The sequence below is a fragment of the Nocardioides sp. Root151 genome, assembly GCF_001427925.1.
Lineage (GTDB): Bacteria > Actinomycetota > Actinomycetes > Propionibacteriales > Nocardioidaceae > Nocardioides.
In genome coordinates this window covers 1,331,036-1,352,903 of sequence record NZ_LMGG01000001.1, presented here as the reverse complement: position 1 = coordinate 1,352,903, position 21,868 = coordinate 1,331,036, and the positions used below count along the sequence as shown (strand labels likewise).

Below are 21,868 nucleotides of genomic sequence, written 5' to 3'. Positions count from 1 at the left end.
CCCCGGGTGCGGCAGAACAGGGGGTGGGCCTTCCGGATCGGTGGGCACGTCGAGGAGGAGGAGACCTTCGTGGACAAGGTGATGGCCAACGCCGCCGAGGCGGTCGCCGACATCGGCTCGGGGGCGACCCTGGCCGTGGGCGGCTTCGGACTGTGCGGCATCCCGTCGGTGCTGATCGACGCCCTGCTGACCCAGGGGGCCGACGACCTCGAGGCGGTCTCGAACAACTGCGGCGTCGACGACTGGGGTCTCGGCCGGCTGCTGATGGCCCGACGCCTGCGCCGGANGTACGTCGGGGAGAACAAGGAGTTCGCCCGGCAGTACCTCTCCGGTGAGCTCGAGGTCGAGCTCACGCCGCAGGGCACCCTGGCGGAGCGCATGCGCGCCGGCGGCTCGGGCATCCCGGGCTTCTACACCGCCACCGGCGTCGGCACCCAGGTCGCGGACGGCGGCCTCCCCTGGAGGTACGACGACGCCGGCAACGTCGTGGTGGCCTCGCCGCCCAAGGAGGTGCGCAGCTTCGGGGGTCGTGACTTCGTGCTCGAGGAGGCGATCGTCGCCGACTTCGGGCTGGTCCGGGCCTGGAAGGGCGACCGGCACGGCAATCTCGTCTTCCGCGACTCCGCCCGCAACTTCAACCCGCTCGCTGCGATGTGCGGTCGCCTCACGATCGCCGAGGTCGAGGAGCTCGTCGAGCCGGGCGAGCTGAACCCCAACGACGTGCACACCCCCGGGGTCTACGTGCAGCGCGTGGTCGCGCTGACCCCCGAGCAGGCTGCCGACAAGCGGATCGAGAAGAGGACTGTCCGATGAGCTGGACGCGTGAAGAGATGGCGGCCCGGGCGGCCGGGGAGCTGAGCGACGGCTCCTACGTCAACCTCGGGATCGGCCTGCCGACCCTGGTGCCGAACTACGTGCCCGAGGGCACCGAGCTGGTGCTGCAGTCCGAGAACGGCATCCTCGGCGTCGGGCCCTACCCGACCGAGGAGAACGTCGACGCCGACCTGATCAACGCCGGCAAGGAGACCGTCACGCTCAACCGTGGCGCGTCGTTCTTCGACTCCGCCACCTCGTTCGGGATGATCCGCGGCGGCAAGATCGACGCCGCGATCCTCGGTGCGATGCAGGTGTCGGTGAAGGGTGACATCGCCAACTGGATGATCCCCGGCAAGATGGTCAAGGGCATGGGCGGCGCGATGGACCTCGTGCACGGCGCCAAGAAGGTGATCGTGCTGATGGAGCACGTGGCCCGCGACGGCTCCTACAAGATCGTCAACGAGTGCTCGCTGCCCTACACCGGCCTCGGCGTCGTACAACGCATCATCACCGACCTCGGCGTCATGGACATCCTCCCGGCAGCCGAGGGAGGCGGGCTGAAGCTGGTCGAGCTGGCTCCCGGCGTGACCGAGGACGAGATCCGCGAGAAGACCGAGCCCGAGCTGCTCTGACCTGCTCGTCGGTCGAGTGGCGAGCGCTGCCCTCGGTGGTCGAGTGGCGAGCGCTGCCCTCGGTGGTCGAGTGGCGAGCGCCAGCGAGCGTATCGAGACCAGGGCCAGTTGCCGAGGGTCTCGATACGCCGCTCGTTCCTCGCGGCTACTCGACCACCGAGAGGGCGCGCTGGCCACTCGAACGACGCGAGGCACTCGACCGACGAGGAAGGCGCGCTCACTCCATCGTCAGGCCCGCGGCCGGCGTCACCCGTGCCGCGCGGCGGGCAGGCAGCACACAGGCCAGGAGCCCGGCTGCAGCGGACACGAGTACGACGATCGCGAGCTGGCCCAGCGGCAGGGTCATGGACGCGTTCTCGACGTACTTCGCCAGCATGGTCTGGACGCCGACCCAGGCGAAGCCGATGCCCAGGGTGGTGCCGAGCAGGGTCGCCACCACGGAGAGCAGCACCGCCTCGGTGGCCAGGGTGGCCCGCAACTGGCGACGGGTCAGGCCGAGGGCCCGCAGCAGGGCGTTCTCGCGTCCTCGTTCGAGCACCGAGAGGCCGAGCGTGTTGGCGATGCCGATCAGCGCGATGACCACGGCGATGCCGAGCAGGCCGACGATCGCGCCGGTCATCACGTCGAGCTGGAGGTCGACGAAGGCCCACTTGCCCAGGGTCGAGACCACGTCGGCGTCGGAGGCCGCGGCCACGGCGGACAGGTCGCCGCTGAAGTCCTCGGCGTCGGTGTCGAGATCGGCCCGCACCCAGATCGCCTGCGTGGACGGTGCCGCGTCGAGCCCGGCCAGCGTCTGCGGGGCGACGACGGCGACGTTGCCCCAGTCCTCCCCGGCGTTCACCCGCAGGGTCTCCGTGCGCTCGCCGACGGTGACCGTGACCGTGCGTGGCACGTTGCCGTTCTCCAGTGCGTCGATCGGCAGGTAGATCTCCCCGGCGCGGGGCGCGGCGAAGTCCGGCGTGCTCCGCATCAGCCCGGCAGCGTCCGGGCCGGGGGCGACGACCCGCATCCGGCCGATCCCGCGGTCGAGGGTGCCGACCGTTCCGGGGACCTCCACGGCACTCTCGACGGCGGGCAGGTCGCGCACGCCGGTGAGCACCTCCGGTGCCAGTCCGGCCCCCGTGGTCGCCGAGACGGTGGCGTCGAGGGGATGGTCGGTGGCCATCTCGTCGTCGATGATGCTGCGTCCACTGGCCAGCCCGGTGAGGACGGCGGTCGTGAGGGTGACCCCGACGAGCAACGAGGCGGTCGTGGCCGCCGTACGCCGTGGGTTGCGGACCGCGTTGGAGGTGGCCAGTCGTCCGGGCGGGCCCATGACCCGGGCGGTGAGCGATCCGGCGACCCGGATCAGGGCGGGAACGATCGTCGGCCCGAGCAGGATCACCCCGAAGAACGTGGCGCCTCCGCCCACCACCATCAGCGGGACCACGGCTCCGGCGATGGCCGCGGCCATCGTCAGCACCCCGGCGGCGACGACGAGGATGCCGAACCCGATGCGGAGCCGGCCGGCCGTCGTGCGTACGTCGACACCGGTGTCCGGACGAAGTGCGGCGAGCGGGCTGACCCGGGTGACCCGGCGGGTAGGAAGCCAGGACGCCATGACCGTGACGGCGGTGCCGACAAGGAAGGCGCCGGCGAACCAGACGGGGGAGAAGGACGCCTCGCCCAGTCGAGCGCTCGGGGCGAGGTCGCGGATCAGCGCGACCAGGCCGAGTCCGAGCCCAGCGCCGGCCACCAGGCCGACCAGGGCGGAGACGACACCGAGCGCGAGGGCCTCGAGGCGGATCGAGCGAAGCACCTGCCGCCGGGTGGCGCCGACGCAGCGCAGCAGGGCGAAGTCGCGAATCCGCTGCGCGAACAGGATCGAGAACGTGTTGGCGATGACCATCACCGAGGTGCCGATGGCGATCGCCGCGAAGAGCAGCAGGATGAACGCGATGACGTCGACGCCGTTGGTGGCCGCCTTCTGCTGGTCGGCCACGAAGTCGTCGGTGGTCTGCACGGTCGCGTCCGGGTAGGCGCTCTCGAGGGCACGGATCTGCTCGTCCGCGGAGCCGGCGCCGTTCCAGGCGACGCTGTTGATCATGCTCTGGTCGAGCCACCGGTCCTGGGCGTCCTGGGTGAGGTAGACCGCGGACCAGACCATCGACGACGGGCTGTCGACGCTGCCGACGACCTTCACGTCGAGGGCCTGCTTGCCGGTTCCGATGGTGAGGGTGTCGCCGATCCCGACGTCATTGGCCTTGGCCGCGTTCGCGTCGACGACTGCCTCGTGGTCGGTGGAGGGGAAGCGGCCGTCGACCAGCTCCTGCCAACGCATCGCGTTGTCGCGGGGGAGGGCGCCGACGTCGGCGCCGTCGGTGATCTCGGTGCCGTCGCGTGACACGGAGAGCCACGCCCAGCCCAGCACGGAGGCCGAGGCGCCCTCCTTCTCGGCGCGGTCCAGCAGTCGGGCCGCGTCGGGGCCGTCGATCCCGGAGACCACCACGTCGGCATGTGCGAACGGCGCGTCGAGGCCCGAGGTCAGGCCGTCGCGGGCCGCGGAGGAGAGCGCGTTGGTGACGATGATGAAGGTGACCCCGATGACCACGGCCAGGCTCGCGGCGACGTACCGCCGGGTGTGCCGCCGCATCGAGGCGAGCAGGACGGTGCGCATCACGCCGCCCGGTGGCGCAGCGCCGCGACGAGCTCGTCGCGGGTGGGCGTGGTGAGGTGGTTGCGGATGGCGCCGTCGGCGATGACGAGCACGTCGTCGGCATAGGCGGCGGCGTCGAGCTCGTGGGTGACCATGACGACGGTCTGGCCGAGCTCGCGCACCGAGTGGCGCAGGAAATCGAGGACCTCGGCGCTCGCGGTCGAGTCGAGGTTGCCGGTCGGCTCGTCGGCGAAGACGATCGCGGGCTGGGCGACCAGGGCGCGGGCGATCGCCACGCGCTGCTGCTGTCCGCCGGAGAGCTGGCTGGGGAGGTGGCCGGTGCGGTCGGCGAGCCCGAGCACGTCGACGACCATCTCGAACCTGGCCCGCTCTTCGCGCCTGACCTTGCGACCGGCGAGCTCCAGCGGGAGCAGGATGTTCTGGCCCGCGGTCAGCATCGGCAGCAGGTTGAACGACTGGAAGACGAAGCCGACGTGGTCGCGCCGGAACTTCGTCAGCGCGGTGTCGTCGAGCGACTCCAACGCCACGCCCGCCACCTCGACCGTGCCGGCGGTCGGCTGGTCGAGCCCGGCCAGGCAGTGCATCAGTGTCGACTTCCCGGAGCCCGAGGGGCCCATGATCGCGGTGAACCGGCCGGCCGGGAGGTCGAGGTCGACACCGCGAAGCGCATGCACCTCGGCGTGGGTTCCGACGCCGTAGGTCTTGGTCAGGCCGCGGGCAGTCGCGGCGGTTCGGAGGGCGGTGGGGGCGGTGGTCTCGATCATGACCACCACGCTAGGAATTCTGCGGCTCCCGAACGTCAGGCCGGCGGTGGAACCCGTCGTACGACCTGGGGATGACGCGGGCGTTCGTCGTACGACCCGTGTCGCGTCGCGCCCGCCACCGAGTGCCGGCCCGGTCCTGTTCGAGTGCCGGTGCCTCCGGGCGCTGGTCTCGCCCCGGGCCTCAGCCGACCAGGCCGGACTCGTAGGCGAGCACGACGAGCTGCACGCGGTCGCGGGAGGCGGTTTTGGCCAGGACCCGGCCGACGTGCGTCTTCACCGTCGCCTCGGCGACCACCAGGTCGGCGGCGATCTCGGTGTTGGAGAGCCCGCGCCCGATCAGGGTGAGGACTTCGTGCTCGCGCTCGGTGAGTGCGGCGAGGCGGGAGTCGCGCGAGCGTTCAGCGCCGGGTTCGGGCAGCGTCGAGGCGAAGTGGTCGAGCAGTCGCCGGGTGGTGCTGGGGGCGACGACGGAGTCGCCGGAGTGCACCGAGCGGATGGCGTCGAGCAGGTCGGCCGGCCGGGCGTCCTTCAGCAGGAACGCGGCCGCGCCGGCCTTGATCGCGGCGAACGCGTATTCGTCGAGGTCGAAGGTGGTCAGCACGATCACCCGTGGCGAGTCGGGCCGAGCGGCCAGGAGCCTAGTGGCCTCGACGCCGTCCATGCGCGGCATCCGGACGTCCATGAGGACGACGTCAGCTGCGGTCACCGCGAGCTTCTCGGTGGCCTCGGCGCCGTCGCCGGCCTGGCCGACGACCGACATGTCGTCCTGGGACTCGACCAGCATCTGGAAACCGGCGCGGACCATCTCCTGGTCGTCGACGAGGAAGACCCGGATCATGTGGGAATCCTTGCAGAGACAGCGAATCCGCCACCATCGGCCGGGGCCGCGGTCAGGGTCCCCCCGTGCACCGTGACCCGTTCGCGCATGCCCAGCAGGCCGAGCCCCTTGCCGTCGGAACGCGCCGCGGCTCCGCGGCCGTCGTCGGCCACGTCGAGGCGCAGCTCGCCGTTCCGATGGGCCAGGTCGAGCCGGACGTGCGCCACCCCGGCGTGCTTGCGCACGTTCGTCAGCGCCTCCTGCGCGATGCGGTAGACGGTCAGGCCCACGCCTTCGGCGACCTCGGGCATCGGGTCGGGAAGGTGGGCCACGAGGTCCATGCCACTGGCGCGGGTCTCGTCGACGAGGTGGAGCAGGTCGACCAGGCCGGGCTGCGGGGCGGTGCCGGATCCGCCGTCTGAGCGCAGCAGACCCAGCATGCGGCGCATCTCGGTGAGCGCATCGCGCCCGGTCTCGGAGATCGTCTGGAGCGCCGTGGTCGCCGCGGCGGGATCCTTGGCGGAGGCGTAGCGGGCACCGTCGGCCTGCACCACGATCACCGAGAGGCCGTGCGCCACGACGTCGTGCATCTCGCGGGCGATGCGGGCGCGTTCGTCCTGTGCGGCCAGCTGCGCCTGCTGGACGGCCTCGCGCTCGAGTCGTTCGCCGCGCTCGACCAGCGAGGCGACGTACGCCGCCCGGGTGCGACCGAGGGTGCCGAGGGCCCAGGCTGCCGCGACGATGGCGGCGATGGACAGGAAGTACGCCGTGTAGGCGGTGGGCGTCCCGGCGGTGGGGTAGGGGCTCAGCCAGTCGTACGACGACACGCCCGCACCGATCACGCCGACCGCCAACACAGCGAATCCCCAACGTGCACTGGCGAAACGCGCCACCGAGTAGACCGCGACCGGGAAGGCGACCTGGCCCCAGATCGGCTCGTCGAGCACCACCGCCTGCAGCAGCGACGCCGCCACCACCACCGTGGCCGAGGCGACCGGATGGTGCCGGCGCCAGAACAGGGGCACGAACTGGACCAGGCACAGCAGGCCGACCGCGGGGTCGAAGCCGCCGAGCAGGGTGCCGGCGACGGCGGTGAAGACGAGGAACCCGGCCAGCGAGGCGTCGAGGACGCGCTGTCCGCGCTCGTCGAGTCGCCACGGCTGCCGCATGGCCAGAGACTATGCGGCGCCAGCCCGTCGTACGTCAGACCGTGGTCTGATCCTCGGTGGCGTCGGGTGGGCGGTGTGTGCACAACTACGCTGACGGCGTGCCGCACGCGATCCGACCCGACGAGCTCGTCGCGATGGTGCGCGACCAGATCGCCGCCGCGGCCGACCCGGAGAAGGCGCCGGCCATGCAGGCCTACATGAAGTCGACGATGCCCTACCGCGGCGTGACCTCGCAGCCACTCACCCGCCTGTGCCGCGACGTGTACGCCGAGTGGGTGCTGCCCGACGAGGAGTCGTGGCGCGAGGCTGTGCTGGAGCTCTGGGACGACGCGGAGTTCCGTGAGGAGCGGTACGCCGCGACGACGCTGGCCGGCCACCGGCTCTACCGCGAGCACCGGCAGCCCTGCACGCTGGACCTGTGGCGGCACCTGGTCGTGACGGGCGCGTGGTGGGACCACGTCGACGACGTCGCGACCCACCGGGTCCGTGAGCTCCTGGAGCGCTTCCCGGACGCGGTCACGCCCACACTGCGTGACTGGGCCGTCGACGACGACCTGTGGCTGCGGCGTACGGCGATCATCTGCCAGGTCGGGCTGCGCGAGCGGATCGACCGCGAGCTCCTCACGCACGCGATCGACGCCAACCTCGACGGCTCCACGCGCACCAGCCCGCCGGAGTCGCCGTACGGCCGGGAGTTCTTCGTGCGCAAGGCGATCGGGTGGGCGCTCCGCGACCATTTCAGAACCGACCCGGACTGGGTGCGCGCGTTCGTCACCGAGCGCGAGGGCCGGCTCTCGGGGCTGTCGCGGCGCGAGGCCCTCAAGCATGCGTGACAGGGCTGCTCGATGACGTCGGGCGGGCGCGAGTAGGGTGCCGAGCATGACGAAGTGGGAATACCAGGTGGCGCCGATTCCGCTCCACAACGAGGCCCTGATGCTGAACAACTTCGGCCAGGACGGCTGGGAGCTGGTTCAGCTGCAGACCAGCGCGCAGGGCGGCACCGTCGCCTTCTTCAAGAGGCCGATCGCATGAGCGCCGTAGAGGACCGCCTCGCCGAACTGGGCCTGGCCGTTCCGGAGGTGGCCAAGCCGGTCGCCGCCTACGTGTCCGCCGTGCGCTCCGGCAACCACATCTTCACCTCGGGCCAGCTGCCGATGCAGTCCGGTGAGCTGATGGTCACCGGCAAGGTCGGCGGCGAGGTCTCCGAGGAGGAGGCGCTCGCCTGCGCCCAGCAGTGCGCGCTCAACGCGATCGCCGCCGTGAAGTCCGAGATCGGCGACCTCGACCAGGTCAAGCGCATCGTGAAGGTCGTCGCGTTCATCGCCTCGACGCCCGACTTCACCGGGCAGCCGCGGGTGGCCAACGGTGCCTCCGAGCTGTTCGGCAAGGTCTTCGGCGACGCGGGTGTGCACGCGCGCTCGGCGGTCGGCGTACCCGTCCTGCCGCTGGACGCACCGGTCGAGGTCGAAGTCATCGTCGAGGTCTGATCCGTGGATCCCACACGCACCCTGCCGCCCGGCTTCCTCGAGCAGGCCCGGGAGTTCATGGACGGCACTCGTGAGCCGGCTGCGCCGCGGTCGGCCTCGACGGTCGTGCTGCTGCGCGACGGCGACGGTCGCCCCGGCGGCCTGGAGTCCTACCTGCTGCGCCGTCACGTCGGCATGAAGTTCGCCGCCGGAATGAGCGTCTTCCCCGGCGGCGGCGTCGACCCGCGCGACTCGGAGGTCGACCCCTCGCTGTGGGCCGGGCCCTCACCGGAGGAGTGGGCCTCACGCATGGGCTGCACGCCGGTCGAGGCGCGCGAGCTGGTCTGTGCCGCCGTGCGTGAGACGTTCGAGGAGTCCGGCGTCCTCCTCGCCGGCACCGCCGACACCGTCGTCGCCGACACCACCGGCGACGACTGGGAGCGCGACCGGGCGGCGCTCGAGGCTCACGAGCTGGCCTTCTCCGACTTCCTGACCGCGCGCGGACTCGTGCTGCGCACCGACCTGCTCGCGGTGCTCGGCGGCTGGCTGACCCCGGTGTTCGAGCCCAAGCGGTTCCTCACCTGGTTCTTCGTGGCCGCGCTGCCCGAGGGACAGGTCACCCGCGACGTCTCCACGGAGTCCGACAAGGTGGCCTGGTTCAGCGTGCGTGACGCGCTCCGGCTGGCCGACGACGGGCAGATGATGCTGATGCCGCCGACCTACGCGACCCTCTGCGACATGTACGACGCCACGTCGCCGGCCGCGGCGCTGGAGCACGCGACGTCGGTGCCGTTCGAGATGATCACGCCCACGTTCAACCCGGAGACGAACCGCCTCGAGAGCAACGACCGCATCGTGCAGCTGGGCACCCGGGTCGGCGAGGCACTCGCCCGATGAGCTGGTCGCGTTGAGCTGGGCCGGCGGGTCGTTCGGCGAGCGGGCGGAGTGCGTGCTCGCTCCCAACGCGAACATGATGACGCTCGACGGCACCAACACCTGGGTGCTGCGCGAGCCCGACGCCCGGCGCTCGGTGGTCATCGACCCCGGGCCGTCGATCATGAGCCACCTCGACGCCATCGAGGCCGCCTCCGGGCCGGTGGCCGCCGTACTCCTCACCCATCACCACCACGACCACTCCGAGGCCGCGCGCGAGTTCGCCGAGCGCATGGGGTGCGGGGTGCGCGCGCTCGACCCGGCGTACCAGCTGGGCAGTGAGGGCCTGGGCGACGGAGACGTGGTCGCCGTCGACGGGCTCGAGGTGCACGTGGTCGCCACCCCCGGCCACACCGCCGACTCGCTCTCCTTCCTGGTGCCGGCCGAAGGCGCGGTGCTCACCGGCGACACCGTGCTCGGCCGCGGTACGACGGTCGTGGCACACCCCGACGGGCAGCTCGGCGCCTACCTCGACTCCCTCGACAGACTGCATCGGCTGGCCGCAGAGCACTCGATCACCTCGATCTGGCCCGGACACGGGCCGGTGATCGACGACGCCCTCGCGGCGCTCGACTTCTACCTCGCCCACCGGCGCGAACGGCTGGCGCAGGTCGAGGCCGCCGTCGCCGCGCTCGAGGCGCGGCCCCATCCCGAGGGCGTGGCTGCCGACGACGTGCCCCGCCAGGTCGTCGAGATCGTCTACGCCGACGTCGACCCGGTCCTGTGGGGGGCCGCCGAGCTGAGCGTCCGCGCCCAGCTCGCCTACCTCGCCGCGACCTGAAGGACGCGAACGTCAGGGAGTATCGGTAGGGTGGGTTCTGGTGAGCCGGGAAGTCTGGTCGGCCCGTCGCGCGCAACTGCCGGCGGAAGCTCTGCAACCGACTCCTGAACGAGGACCATGTCCAAGCTCACCCGCCTGAGGTTCCTGCCCGACCCGACCACCCGCGAAGACACTTTCGTCGGCGACTTCCTGCGTCGCGAGACGGTCGGCGGAGCGGTCGCCCTCATCGCCGCCCTTGTCGCCGTGGTCTGGGCCAACTCGACGTTCGGCGACGGCTACGAACACCTTCGAGCGTTCGAGATCGGTCCGCTCAACGTCGAGCAGTGGGCGGCCGACGGTGCCCTGACGCTCTTCTTCTTCGTCACCGGGCTCGAGCTCAAGCGCGAGTTCCTGATCGGCTCGCTCAGCAAGATCTCCGACGCCATCGTCCCGGTCGTGGCGGCCGCCTGCGGCGTCGCCGTACCGGCGCTGATCTACACCATCGTCAACGTGGTGGGCGACGGGCACCGCGGCGGTTGGGCGATCCCGTCGGCCACCGACATCGCGTTCGCCCTTGCCGTGCTGGCGATCGTCGGCTCGTCGCTGCCCGGACAGCTGCGCGCCTTCCTGCTGACCCTCGCGGTCGTCGACGACCTGATCGTCATCGTGATCATCGCCGCCTTCTACGCCCACGGCTTCGACTTCGGGGCCCTCGTGCTCGCGGTCCTGTGCTGCGCCGCGTACGCCGCACTCCAGTACCTGCGCGTGCCCAACGTCCTGGTCTACCTTCCGTTCGCCGTGGGAGCCTGGTGGTTCACCCACGAGAGCGGCATCCACGCCACCATCGCCGGTGTGGTGCTCGGCCTCCTGACCCGGGTGCGCACCGACAACGCCGAGGACAGCAGCCCGGCGGAGCGGATCGAGCACGTGCTCTCGCCCTGGTCCTCCGGGGTGGCCGTGCCGTTCTTCGCCCTCATGTCGGCCGGCGTCGTCATCGGTGGTGGAGCAGAGCTGGTCGGCGACCCGGTGGTGATCGGCGTCGTGCTCGGCCTGGTCCTCGGCAAGCCGATCGGCGTGTTCGGCGGCTCCTGGCTGCTGACCAAGCTGACCCGCGCGGAGATCGACGAGGACATCAACTGGGTCGACGTCTTCGGCATCGCCGTCCTGGCCGGGGTGGGATTCACCGTCTCGCTCCTGGTCTCCGATCTCTCCTTCACCGGAGCCGAACGTGAGGCCGCCAAGACGGCCGTGCTGTTCGGTTCACTGATCGCCGCATGCCTCGGCGCGACGATCCTGGTCGGGCGCAATCGCGTGCACCGTAGGGTCGCCGAGCAGGCCCGTGGTGACGTGTAGAGTCCGCAACGGACTGACTGACCGCGAGACACCAGGGAGCAAACCGCATGTCCCTCGACGAGGTGAAGGGCGAAGAGCCGACCATCGGAAAGCTGGTCGTCGACGCGCAACGTGACATCTCGAGCCTCATCTCCAACGAGATCAAGCTCGCGAAGTCTGAGCTCAAGGTCAGCGTCAAGGCTGGTGGCATGGGCATCGGGCTCTTCGCTGCCGCCGGCTTCATGCTGGTGCTCGCCGTCATCATCTTCTCGATCTTCCTGGCCGAGCTGATCCACTGGAACGGCGACGGCCTCGACCGCCACTGGGCCTACCTGATCGTGTTCGTGCTCTACGTCCTGATCGCCGCACTGCTCGGATTCCTCGGCGTGCGCTCGGTGAAGAAGGTCAAGGGCCCCGAGAAGGCGATCGCCCAGGCCCAGGCCACCAAGACCGCGCTCAAGCGCTCCTGACGGGCCGCCGCTTCGGGCAGTTTCACAGGCGGGCCTGTGAAACTGCCTAAACGACACGATTCTGCCGCGTGGGCTGGCCTTCAGCCGGCGCAGTCGCCGGTGCTGACCTCGTTGTTGTTGGTCAGACCCTGGGCGGCGGCCTCGGTCACCGCGCCGGCGGTGAGTGCGTAGCCGGTCTGCTCGTCGGTCACCGACGCCGCGAAGATCACTCCGGTCACCTGCCCCTTGGAGTTGACCATCGGCCCACCGGAGTTGCCCGGCCGGATCAGCGCACGCAACGAGTAGACGTCGCGGATCACCGAACCGTGGCCGTAGATGTCGGGTGAGCGCAGGCGTTGCTCGGCGCGCACACGCGCCGGCTGGACGTCGTAGGGGCCGTCCTGCGGGTAGCCCAGGACGGCGGCGTCGTCGTTGGACTCGGCGTTCGTCGCGAAGTCGAGCTTGGGCCGGTCGAGGCCGTCGGCGCTGAGCACCGCCACGTCGAGGTCGCTGTTGTAGTAGACGACGTCGGCGTCGACTGTGTCGTCACCGACCACCAGCTCGGGGTCGGAGACGCCGGCCACCACGTGGGCGTTGGTCATCACGCGGCCGGGCGCGTAGACGAAGCCGGTGCCCTCGACGCCACGGCCACAGCTGTTGTCGCCGTGGATCTTGAGCACGCTCTCCTGGGCGTCGGCGACGTCGGGGTCGCGCGCGATGCGTGCGTTCGGCGGGCCGACCTCGACGATGCGCTCCGGTGCGAACGGCTCGAGGTAGCGCGGGAAGAACGTCGTGCCGACCACGTTGTTGAAGGCGTTGAGCGTCTCGTAGGCGCGGGCGGGCAGCACGCTGTCGACCTTGGCCAGCACCACGGACTCGCGCACCATCGGCGTCACCGAGCCGATGCGCGAGCCGGAGACGGCCACGCCCAGCGCCCACGCGACGAGGAGTACGGCGACCGCACTGAGCGCGGCACCGCCCACGGCGTCGACCGCGCGCACGGGTTGCCAGGTGATCTGGTCGCGCACCTTCGCGCCGGCGTACTGGAGCAGCGCCTGGCCGAGGGTGGCCGACAGGACCACGATGAACAGGGCACCCATCGAGACCCACACCGACGGGTCGGCGTTGCCCAGGGCGATCGGCGCCAGCCAGATGCCGAAGAGGCCCCCGAGCAGCAGGCCGGCCGTCGCGAACGCGCCGGTGACGAAGCCCTGCCAGTAGCCCGAGAGCGCGTAGGCGAGAACGAGGAGGACGAGGATCCAGTCGAGGGCGTTCATCGGCCGGGTCCTTCCTGGAAGCGGGTGTTCGGCGGGATCTCCGAACGTGCGGGTTCACCTTGCAGCATGTAGGCGGGCAACTCGCGCACCACGCCGGTGTCCCACTCGCTGGACCACCCGACGTGCTCGAAGAGCCGCGAGATGATGCCGGCGGTGAAGCCCCACAGGATGACGTCGCGGCCGTCGCCGATCAGGAAGCCCGGGCCCAGCCAGCCGCTGGGGTGGCGCACCATGATGCGGTGCGTGGGCTCGACCAGGTCGGAGATCAGCACCCGGTGGATCGCGTGCACCTCCTCGACCGAGTGAGTGGTGACCGGCGACGGGTCGGCCCACCAGGCCAGCACCGGCGTCACTGCGTAGTTGCTCGGCGGCAGCCACAGCTCGGGCAGCTCGGCGAACACCTCGACGCCGTCGGGGTCGAGGCCGGTCTCCTCCCAGGCCTCACGCAGCGCCGCGTCGTGGGCGCTCTCGCCGGCGTCGATGCCGCCGCCGGGGAACGACACCTGACCGGGGTGGCTGCGCATCGTGTGGGACCGCTCGGTCAGCAGCAGCTCACGGCCCTGCTCACCCTCGCCGAAGAGCATGAGGACGGCGCCACGCCGCGGGTCGCTGCCCTCGGGCGGCATGAAGCGGGTCAGGTCGTGCACGGTGATGGACTGCGCGCCCTCGCGGAGCGGCTCGAGCCACTGCGGGATCACAGGGTGACCCCGAGGTGCTTCTCGACGAGGTCCTCGAGCTGGCGGAGCTTCGTGATCTTCTCGAAGCGCTGGTCGACGACCGTGCCGTCCTCGTCGATGAGGATGATGTAGGGCAGCCCGGCGATGTTGGGCAGCGGCTCCTTCAGGCTCAGGTCGGTCTGCGGGTCGGCCAGCTGCGGATAGGTGACCCCCGAGTCGCGGATCAGCTCTAGCGCAGGGCCCGGCTGGGTGTCCTGGAAATCGATGCCGAGCACCGACACCCGGTCGCCGTACTTCTCGTGGAACTGCTGGTAGATCGGCAGCTCGCGACGGCACGGCTCGCACCAGACCGCCCACAGGTTGACCACCATCGGCCCGCGCAGGCTGGAGACGTCGACGTCCTCGCCGCCGCCCAGGCAGGGCAACGTGACCTCGGGGAGGCCGCCGTCGACGTGGTCGCCGGGACCGGGCGCACACGGAGCGACGTCGGCCCGGGCCTTGAGCGTGCGCAGCGCCGGGGTGTCGACGTCGACGTCGGACTTGCCGGCCCGGTCGATCTCGGGCGGCGAGATCTTGTCGCACCCCTGCAACGCCAGGAGGACCAGCAGGGAAGCGGCCAGCGCCCTTCTCATGCGCGGCCCTCGGTGCGGACCAGCTTGGCCGCCTCGTCGGCGTCGGTCGGGCCCTCGCCGTACGCCGGGCACCAGCGCGCGATCGGGCATGCGCCGCAGGCGGGCTTGCGGGCATGGCAGATGCGGCGGCCGTGCCAGATGACGTGGTGCGACAGCATCGTCCAGTCACGCTTGGGGAACAGGGCGCCGATGGCGTGCTCGACCTTCACCGGGTCGGTCTCCTCGGTCCAGCCGAAGCGGCGGACCAGCCGGCCGAAGTGGGTGTCGACGGTGATGCCAGGGATGTCGAAGGCGTTGCCCAGCACGACGTTGGCGGTCTTGCGTCCCACGCCGGGCAGCTTCACGAGGTCGTCGAGGCGGGGCGGCACCTGGCCGCCGTGGTGCTCGACGAGCGCGCTGCTGAGCTTGAGGAGCGACTCGGTCTTGGCCCGGAAGAAGCCGAGCGGACCGATGATCTGCTCCATCTTCTCGCGCTCGGCGCCGGCCATGGCAGCGGCGTCGGGATAGGCCGCGAACAGCGTCGGACGCACGGCGTTGACCCGCTTGTCGGTGGTCTGCGCGCTGAGCACGGTGACCACGAGAAGCTCGAAGGGGTTGGCGAAGTCGAGTTCACACTTGGCCTCAGGGTAGGTTTCGCCAAGGACCCGATCGATCTTGCGGGCCCGTCGAACCAGGACCGTCTGCGATGGAGTCTGGGGCACAGCCACACCCTACGTGGAGACGCCGACAGGGCCCGGATCCTGGTCGCGTTCGGCCTTTTCGCCACCCATGGTTGATGATGTGACGTGGGCCACGGCTAGGATCGGCTCGGAACCCGCTACTACATGGGAGGAACTTGTGGACAACGACGTGCTTCGTCAGGCCCCGCTGTTCAGCGCGCTCGACGACGAGGCAGCGACGGCGCTCCGGTCGTCGATGGCCGAGTCCAGGCTTCGCCGAGGCGAGGTGCTCTTCCATGAGGGCGACTCCGGCGACAAGTGCTACGTCGTACTCGAGGGCAAGGTGAAGCTGGGTCGCACGTCTTCCGACGGCCGCGAGAACCTGCTCGCGATCCTCGGCCCGGGCCAGATGTTCGGTGAGCTCTCGCTCTTCGACCCCGGTCCGCGCTCGGCCACCGTCACCACGGTCACCGACGCCACCTTCGCCTCGCTCTCCCACGAGGACCTGCTCAAGTGGCTCGAGGGTCGCCCGATCGTGGCGCACAGCCTCCTCGGCCAGATCGCGGCCCGGCTGCGCAAGGCCAACGACGTCAACGCCGACCTGGTCTTCTCCGACGTGCCCGGTCGCGTGGCCAAGGCGCTGCTCGACCTCGCCGACCGCTTCGGCCGCACCGCCGACGACGGCGTGCACGTGCACCACGACCTCACCCAGGAGGAGCTCGCCCAGCTGGTCGGCGCCTCCCGCGAGACGGTCAACAAGGCCCTGGCCGACTTCGCCTCCCGTGGCTGGCTGCGCCTCGAGCCCCGCTCCGTGGTCATCATGGACATCGAGCGGCTCTCCCGCCGCGCACGCTGACGCCACACGCCGTACGACGACGAAACGGCCGCCACTCCCCTCGCGGGAGTGGCGGCCGTTTTCGTTCGTCGTACGACGCGTGCCCGGACTTGTGCGGTGGTGTGGTCGCTCCGCACGCGTCACAACACGTGTGGAGCGACCGTAACCCCGCGTTACACGGGGAGGAGGGGTGGAGGGCGGGACTACTCGTCGGAGCCTCCGCCGGACAGGCCGGTCTGGATCAGGTTCATCACCGACGAGTCGGCAAGCGTGGTGACGTCGCCGATCTCGCGGTTCTCGGCCACGTCGCGCAGCAGGCGACGCATGATCTTGCCCGAGCGGGTCTTGGGCAGCTCGGGGACGATCATGATCTGGCGCGGCTTGGCGATCGCGCCGATCTCCTTGGCGACGTGGTTGCGCAGCTCCTGGACGAGGGCGTCACCGGACTCGCCGCCGGCGCTCTCACGCAGGATCACGAACGCACAGACGGCCTGGCCGGTCATCTCGTCGGTGGCACCGACCACTGCCGCCTCGGCGACCTTCGGGTGCGACACCAGCGCGGACTCGATCTCGGTGGTGGAGAGGCGGTGGCCGGAGACGTTCATGACGTCGTCGACGCGCCCGAGCACCCAGATGTCGCCGTCCTCGTCCTTCTTGGCACCGTCGCCGGCGAAGTAGACGCCGGGCCAGCGCGACCAGTAGGTGTCCTTGTAGCGCTCGTCGTCGCCCCAGATGGTGCGCAGCATGGCGGGCCACGGCTTGCGCAGGATCAGGTAGCCGCCCGAGCCGTCGGGCACGGACTCACCCTCGTCGTTGACCACGTCGGCGCTGATGCCGGGCAGGGCCTTCATCGCCGAGCCGGGCTTGCCGTGGGTGACGCCGGGCAGCGGCGAGATCAGGATCTGCCCGGTCTCGGTCTGCCACCACGTGTCGACCACGGGCGTCTTGCCGGCGCCGATGGTGTCGCGGTACCAGATGTAGGCCTCGGGGTTGATCGGCTCGCCGACCGATCCGAGCAGCCGGATCGAGGAGAGGTCGTGCTGGTCGGGGATCTCGCTGCCCTGCTTCATGAACGTGCGGATCGCGGTGGGCGCCGTGTAGAAGATCGTGACGCCGTACTTCGCGACGATCTCCCACCAACGGCCCTTGCGAGGTGCGTCGGGCGTGCCTTCGTACATCACCTGGGTGGCACCGTTGGCGAGCGGGCCGTAGACCAGGTAGGAGTGGCCGGTCACCCAGCCCACGTCGGCGGTGCACCAGTAGACGTCGGTCTCGGGCTTGAGGTCGAAGACCGACCAGTGCGTGTAGGACGTGCCGACCAGGTAGCCGCCGGTGGTGTGCAGGATGCCCTTGGGCTTGCCGGTCGTGCCGGAGGTGTACATGACGTAGAGCGGGTGCTCCGCGTCGTGCATCTCGGCCTCGTGCTCGGTCGACTGCGAGTCGACCAGCTCGTGCCACCACACGTCGACGTCGTCGTTCCACGCGACGTCCTGGCCGGTACGGCGCACCACCAGCACGTTGTCCACGAGCCCGTCGACCTTGGTGACCGCCTCGTCGACCGCGGGCTTCAACGCGGAGGGGGCGCCCCGGCGGTAGCCGCCGTCGGAGGTGACGACCAGCTTCGCGCCGCAGTCGGTGATGCGGGACGCCAGCGCGTCGGCCGAGAAGCCGCCGAAGATCACGGTGTGCGGCGCACCGAGACGGGCGCAGGCCAGCATCGTGAAGACGCACTCGGGGATCATCGGCAGGTAGATCGCGACCCGGTCGCCCTTCTGGACGCCGAGCGAGATGAGCGCGTTCGTGGCCTTGTTGACCTCCTCGCCCAGCTGCGCGTAGGTGATGTCGCGGAAGTCCTCCTCGGGCTCACCGACCCAGTGGATGGCGACCTTGTCGCCGTTGCCGGCCTCGATGTGCCGGTCCACGCAGTTGACGGCCGCGTTGATCGTGCCGCCGGTGAACCACTTGGCGAACGGTGGGTTGTCCCAGTCGAGGACGCGGTCCCACTTCTGGCCCCAGTCGAGGCGCTCGGCCTGCGTGGCCCAGAAGCCCTCGAAGTCCTCGTCCGCGGCGGCGTAGGCGTCTGCCTTCACGTTGGCGGCGGCGGCCAGCTCCTCGGGGGGAGCGAAGCGTCGCTCCTCGTGGCTCAGGTTGGACAGGGTCTCGCTGGACGTTGGACGCTCGCTCACATTCACTCCTGATTTGATTCGCTCTTCTGTGCCGGCCGTCACATGCAGCCTAGGCCGGTATCCGCTGTGCGACGAGAGCGGTCTCGGCACAAAGCAGGATTCCGGTCCGGAGGTTGCGGCCACGTTGCAGCGACCCCCGGACCGGAATCAGGTGGATCTCACTCCTTGACGGCCGCCTCGGCGCCCGCGCCGGTCAGCGCACGCACCTCCAGCTCGTCGTACGCCGCCTCCGAGTCCGTCTCCTTCGACAGCACCGTGCCGAGCCAGCCGAAGAAGAAGCCGAGCGGGATCGAGACGATGCCGGGGTTGTCCAGTGGGAACCAGGAGAAGTCGACGCTCTTCGGCAGCAGCGCGGCATTGGTCCCGTCGGCGTTGAGCTTCCCCGACACGACCGGCGAGGAGATCACCAGGACCAGGCAGGAGATCAGGCCGCCGTAGATCGCCCACGTCGCGCCCTGGGTGTTGAACCGCCTCCAGAACAGGTTGTAGATGATCGACGGCAGGTTCGCCGAGGCCGCCACCGCGAACGCCAGGGCCACCAAAAAGGCGATGTTCAGCTTCTGGGCCGGGATCGCCAGCGCGATGGCCACACCACCGATCACGAACGCGGAGATGCGGGCCACGTGGACCTCCTGGGTCTCCGTCGCGGTGCCCTTCTTCCACACGTTGGCGTAGAGGTCGTGCGCCACCGACGACGCGGAGGTCAGGGTCAGCCCGGCCACGACTGCGAGGATCGTCGCGAAGGCGACCGCCGAGATCAGGGCCAGCAGTACGGCGCCTCCGGTGGTGCCGGCTCCACCGCCCACGGCTTCGGCCAGAAGTGGTGAGGCCAGGTTTCCGCCGCTCTCCGCGACCTTGCTGCCCGGACCGGTGTCCAGCAGGGCAGCCGCACCGAACCCGAGGGCAAGGGTCATCAGGTAGAACGTGCCGATCAGGCCGATCGCCCACATCACTGAGGTGCGGGCCGCCTTGGCGGTCGGCACCGTGTAGAAGCGGATCAGGATGTGCGGCAGGCCGGCGGTGCCGAGCACCAACGCGATGCCGAGCGAGATGAAGTCGAGCTTGCTGGTCATGTCGATGCCGTACTTCAGGCCGGGCTGGAGGAACGCCTCGCCCTTGCCGGTGTTGTCCGAGGCGGCACCGAGAAGCTCGGAGAAGTTGAAGTCGAACTTCGCCAGGACCAGGAAGGTGATCAGGACGGTGCCGGCCATCAGCAGCACGGCCTTGACGATCTGCACCCAGGTGGTGCCCTTCATGCCGCCGACGGTGACGTAGAAGATCATCAGCAGGCCGACTCCGACGATCACGAGGGCCTTCATGAGCTCGCTCTCGACACCGAGGAGGAGGGTCACGAGTGCACCCGCACCGACCATCTGGGCGAGCAGGTAGAAGATCGAGACCACGACGGTGGACGTGGCGGCCGCCGTACGCACGGGCCGCTGCTTCATGCGGTAGGCCAGCTGGTCGGCCATCGTGTAGCGGCCCGAGTTGCGGAGCAGCTCGGCGACGAGCAACAGGGCCACCAGCCAGGCGACCAGGAACCCGATCGAGTAGAGGAAGCCGTCGTAGCCGTTGAGGGCGATCAGCCCGGAGATGCCGAGGAACGAGGCGGCCGACATGTAGTCGCCCGAGACCGCCATCCCGTTCTGGAAGCCGCTGAACTGGCGCCCTCCGGCGTAGAAGTTCGCCGTGCCCGAGGTCTGTCGGCTGGCCCAGAAGGTGATCGCCACCGTGATCAGGACGACGCCGACGAAGAGGACGGCGGTGAGGAGCTCGGTGCCGTTCATGCGGGCCTCCCCTCGCCCTCGATGACCGCGTCGTAGCGGGCCTCGAGCTGGCGGGCGACCGGGTCCACATTGCGGTTCATGTGCCGCGCGTAGAGCCAGGCGATCAGGAACGTCGAGGCGAACTGCAGCAGCCCGAAGACCAGGGCCACGTTGATGTGCCCGACGAGCTTGGTGTTCATGAAGTCGTTCGCCCAGTTCGACATGATCACGTAGAGCAGGTACCAGGCCAGGAAGGCCACGGTCCACGGGATGACGAAGCTGCGGTAGCGCCGACGCAGGTCGGCGAACTCGGCCGAGTCGTGGAGCTCTTGGTAGATCGGATGTTGCGAGCGTCGGTGTACGCCGTGTGCATCGGTCACGGGATCGCCTCTCGTGCGGGGGTGTGACACCAGTCACGCTAGGAACTACGGCGCCGCAGCATCAGGGGTGCGACCAGACTGCGCGGCCAGTGGAACGGCCGAATCGGCGGGCGGTGCGATCGGTGCGACGAACGGTCAGCCGCGGTCGAGCGCCACGGCTTCCGGCGTGTGCAGTCGCACCATGAACCGGCGCACGTGTGGCGGCACACGAGAGGCGGTGGCCCGCGAGACGACGTACATGGTGACGAAGGCCAGCGGCACCGACCACGCGGCCGGTTGGCTCAGCAGTGCGTCGACCCAGCCGGTGGTCGAGTAGGGGCTCAGGGAGTAGGTGACGCCGATGCCGGACGAGACGAAGCCGGCGCCGAGCCCCGCCAGGGCGCCGACGTCGGTCAGCCCGCGCCACCAGATGCCCAGCACCAGCAGGGGACAGAACGTCGAGGCGGCGACCGCGAAGGCCAACCCGACCGCCTTCGCGATGCCGAGGTCCGGCGCCGAGACGGCGGCCACGCACGGCGTCACCACGGCGACCACGGCCGCGACGCGGAAGGCGCGTACGCCGGTGAGGCGCGTGCCGCGGAAGACGTCCTGGGTGAGCACGCCGGTCACCGCCAGGGACAGCCCCGACGAGGTCGAGAGGAACGCCGCGAACGCGCCGGCGGTGACCAGTGCCGAGAGCAGCTCGCCGGCCGCGCCCGGGACCATCAGCCTCGGCAGCTCGAGCACCAACACGTCGGAGTGGGTCGTGTCGCCGTACACCCGGCCGAGTGCGGCGTACACCGGTGGCAGCAGGTAGAACGCGCTGAGCAGGGCCAGCACCACCACCGTCGTACGTCGAGCCGCCCGGCCGTCGGGGTTCGTGTAGAACCGCACCACGACGTGGGGGAGGCCCATGGTGCCGAGGAACGTGGCGATGATCAGGGACCAGGTCAGGTAGAGGCCCTGCCCGCCGCCCTCGCCGAGGGGGAGGGACCAGTCGCCGCCGGACCCGGCGCCCGGGCCGGGCCGTCCGTCGCCGAGCCACACGCCGACCATCACCACCGCCGGCACCAGGAGGGCGGTCAGCTTGAGCCAGTACTGGAAGGCCTGCACGAACGTGATGCTGCGCATGCCTCCGGAGAGCACGTTGACCAGCACGACGCCCGCCACGACCATGGCACCGAGCCAGGGCGGCGCCCCGGTCGTCGACTCGAGCGTGATGCCGGCGCCCTGGAACTGGGGCACGAGGTAGAGCCAGCCGATGGCCACCACCAACAGGGTGCACGTGGTGCGGACCCGCGCCGAGGCCAGCCGGGCCTCGGCGAAGTCGGGCAGTGTGTAGGCGCCCGAGCGACGCAACGGCGCGGCCACCAGCACCAGCAGCACCAGGTAGCCGGCCGTCCAGCCGACGGGGTACCAGAGCATGTCGGCGCCGAAGACCAGCACCAGCCCGGCGACGCCGAGGAACGACGCCGCGGAGAGGTACTCGCCGCCGATCGCCGAGGCGTTGAGCGCCGGTCGCACCGACCGGGAGGCGACGAAGAAGTCGCTGGTGGTGCGCGAGAAGCGCAGTCCCCATGTGCCGATGGCCAGCGTGGCGACGGCGACCAGTGCCACCGCGACGACGCTCGGCACCGAGGTGATCATGGCTGCCCCGTCATGGCTGCCCCGTCATGTCTGCAC

General features: G+C 70.3%; 22 protein-coding genes and 1 pseudogene. 11 read left to right on the top strand and 12 right to left on the bottom strand.

The genetic code is table 11. The features are described from left to right. Positions 1–69: 69 nt before the first annotated feature. The 3 genes and pseudogenes from ASD66_RS25170 to ASD66_RS06410 all read left to right on the top strand — a co-directional run. Positions 70–286: pseudogene (locus ASD66_RS25170) on the top strand (CoA-transferase); the annotation flags it as partial. 1 nt (position 287) lies between these two features. Next, the coding region (locus ASD66_RS06415) for a CoA transferase subunit A (protein WP_235529976.1) at positions 288–813 on the top strand (526 nt) is incomplete at its 5' end. After that, on the top strand, positions 810–1,448 hold the full coding sequence (locus ASD66_RS06410) for a 3-oxoacid CoA-transferase subunit B (RefSeq protein WP_056890337.1): 639 nt from the start codon (positions 810–812) through the stop codon (positions 1,446–1,448). The genes ASD66_RS06415 and ASD66_RS06410, both read left to right, overlap by 4 nt. 217 nt (positions 1,449–1,665) lie before the next feature. Here ASD66_RS06410 and ASD66_RS06405 read toward each other — a convergent pair whose 3' ends face one another. The 4 genes from ASD66_RS06405 to ASD66_RS06390 all read right to left on the bottom strand — a co-directional run bounded on the left by ASD66_RS06405 (position 1,666) and on the right by ASD66_RS06390 (position 6,854). Next, positions 1,666–4,104 (bottom strand): ABC transporter permease, encoded by a 2,439-nt coding sequence (locus tag ASD66_RS06405; RefSeq protein ID WP_056890336.1) that lies wholly within the window; start codon positions 4,102–4,104, stop codon positions 1,666–1,668. Then, positions 4,104–4,868, bottom strand: a complete 765-nt coding sequence (locus ASD66_RS06400) for an ABC transporter ATP-binding protein (protein ID WP_056890335.1) — start codon at positions 4,866–4,868, stop codon at positions 4,104–4,106. Before ASD66_RS06400 ends, ASD66_RS06405 begins: the two co-directional genes overlap by 1 nt. 181 nt (positions 4,869–5,049) lie before the next feature. After that, the gene (locus tag ASD66_RS06395) at positions 5,050–5,706 is read right to left on the bottom strand and encodes a response regulator (RefSeq protein ID WP_056890334.1); all 657 of its coding nucleotides are present in this window, start codon (positions 5,704–5,706) and stop codon (positions 5,050–5,052) included. Further along, positions 5,703–6,854: a sensor histidine kinase gene (locus ASD66_RS06390; protein ID WP_056890333.1), complete on the bottom strand. Its 1,152-nt coding sequence runs from the start codon at positions 6,852–6,854 to the stop codon at positions 5,703–5,705. The genes ASD66_RS06395 and ASD66_RS06390 overlap by 4 nt, the downstream gene beginning before the upstream one ends. A gap of 98 nt (positions 6,855–6,952) precedes the next feature. Here ASD66_RS06390 and ASD66_RS06385 point away from each other — a divergent pair, with 98 nt between their 5' ends. From ASD66_RS06385 to ASD66_RS06360, 7 genes are all read left to right on the top strand, one after another. After that, complete coding sequence (locus tag ASD66_RS06385) at positions 6,953–7,687, top strand: DNA alkylation repair protein (RefSeq protein ID WP_235529975.1); 735 nt, start codon at positions 6,953–6,955, stop codon at positions 7,685–7,687. Between the two features lie 46 nt (positions 7,688–7,733). Beyond that, positions 7,734–7,886 carry a DUF4177 domain-containing protein gene (locus ASD66_RS24690; RefSeq protein WP_162250925.1) on the top strand — a complete coding sequence of 51 codons (153 nt, stop codon included), beginning with the start codon at positions 7,734–7,736 and terminating at the stop codon, positions 7,884–7,886. Continuing rightward, a complete protein-coding gene (locus ASD66_RS06380; protein ID WP_056890332.1) occupies positions 7,883–8,341 on the top strand; it encodes a RidA family protein in 459 nt (152 codons plus the stop codon). The genes ASD66_RS24690 and ASD66_RS06380 overlap by 4 nt, the downstream gene beginning before the upstream one ends. A gap of 3 nt (positions 8,342–8,344) precedes the next feature. Continuing rightward, positions 8,345–9,217: an NUDIX hydrolase gene (locus ASD66_RS06375; RefSeq protein WP_056679788.1), complete on the top strand. Its 873-nt coding sequence runs from the start codon at positions 8,345–8,347 to the stop codon at positions 9,215–9,217. Between the two features lie 10 nt (positions 9,218–9,227). Further along, the gene (locus ASD66_RS06370) at positions 9,228–10,034 is read left to right on the top strand and encodes an MBL fold metallo-hydrolase (protein ID WP_321163494.1); all 807 of its coding nucleotides are present in this window, start codon (positions 9,228–9,230) and stop codon (positions 10,032–10,034) included. Between the two features lie 117 nt (positions 10,035–10,151). Further along, entirely contained in the window at positions 10,152–11,366 is a 1,215-nt protein-coding gene (nhaA, locus tag ASD66_RS06365; protein WP_056679794.1) for a Na+/H+ antiporter NhaA, read from the top strand. A gap of 47 nt (positions 11,367–11,413) precedes the next feature. Beyond that, on the top strand, positions 11,414–11,815 hold the full coding sequence (locus tag ASD66_RS06360) for a phage holin family protein (protein WP_056890331.1): 402 nt from the start codon (positions 11,414–11,416) through the stop codon (positions 11,813–11,815). 80 nt (positions 11,816–11,895) lie between these two features. Here the strand turns inward: ASD66_RS06360 and ASD66_RS06355 are convergent, their stop codons facing one another. From ASD66_RS06355 to nth, 4 genes are read right to left on the bottom strand one after another with little or no spacing between them, the layout of a single operon-like run. Beyond that, a complete protein-coding gene (locus ASD66_RS06355) occupies positions 11,896–13,071 on the bottom strand; it encodes a MarP family serine protease (protein ID WP_056890330.1) in 1,176 nt (391 codons plus the stop codon). Continuing rightward, positions 13,068–13,769 carry an NUDIX hydrolase gene (locus ASD66_RS06350; RefSeq protein ID WP_056679803.1) on the bottom strand — a complete coding sequence of 234 codons (702 nt, stop codon included), beginning with the start codon at positions 13,767–13,769 and terminating at the stop codon, positions 13,068–13,070. The genes ASD66_RS06355 and ASD66_RS06350 overlap by 4 nt, the downstream gene beginning before the upstream one ends. Then, positions 13,766–14,380: a TlpA family protein disulfide reductase gene (locus ASD66_RS06345; protein ID WP_056890329.1), complete on the bottom strand. Its 615-nt coding sequence runs from the start codon at positions 14,378–14,380 to the stop codon at positions 13,766–13,768. Before ASD66_RS06345 ends, ASD66_RS06350 begins: the two co-directional genes overlap by 4 nt. Beyond that, positions 14,377–15,081, bottom strand: a complete 705-nt coding sequence (gene nth / locus ASD66_RS06340) for an endonuclease III (RefSeq protein ID WP_200949886.1) — start codon at positions 15,079–15,081, stop codon at positions 14,377–14,379. The genes ASD66_RS06345 and nth overlap by 4 nt, the downstream gene beginning before the upstream one ends. 136 nt (positions 15,082–15,217) lie before the next feature. Here nth and ASD66_RS06335 point away from each other — a divergent pair, with 136 nt between their 5' ends. Beyond that, a complete protein-coding gene (locus tag ASD66_RS06335) occupies positions 15,218–15,895 on the top strand; it encodes a Crp/Fnr family transcriptional regulator (RefSeq protein WP_056679811.1) in 678 nt (225 codons plus the stop codon). A 182-nt stretch (positions 15,896–16,077) separates the two neighbouring features. On the opposite strand, the gene acs is transcribed toward ASD66_RS06335, so the two are convergent. The 4 genes from acs to ASD66_RS06315 form a co-directional block, all read right to left on the bottom strand. Continuing rightward, positions 16,078–18,060, bottom strand: a complete 1,983-nt coding sequence (gene acs / locus ASD66_RS06330; RefSeq protein ID WP_056890327.1) for an acetate--CoA ligase — start codon at positions 18,058–18,060, stop codon at positions 16,078–16,080. A 158-nt stretch (positions 18,061–18,218) separates the two neighbouring features. Beyond that, positions 18,219–19,847 carry a cation acetate symporter gene (locus ASD66_RS06325; RefSeq protein WP_056679817.1) on the bottom strand — a complete coding sequence of 543 codons (1,629 nt, stop codon included), beginning with the start codon at positions 19,845–19,847 and terminating at the stop codon, positions 18,219–18,221. Then, complete coding sequence (locus ASD66_RS06320; RefSeq protein WP_056679820.1) at positions 19,844–20,206, bottom strand: DUF485 domain-containing protein; 363 nt, start codon at positions 20,204–20,206, stop codon at positions 19,844–19,846. Before ASD66_RS06320 ends, ASD66_RS06325 begins: the two co-directional genes overlap by 4 nt. 135 nt (positions 20,207–20,341) lie before the next feature. After that, positions 20,342–21,832, bottom strand: coding sequence for a cation acetate symporter (locus ASD66_RS06315; RefSeq protein WP_056679823.1), 1,491 nt, complete (start codon positions 21,830–21,832; stop codon positions 20,342–20,344). Positions 21,833–21,868: the final 36 nt, after the last annotated feature.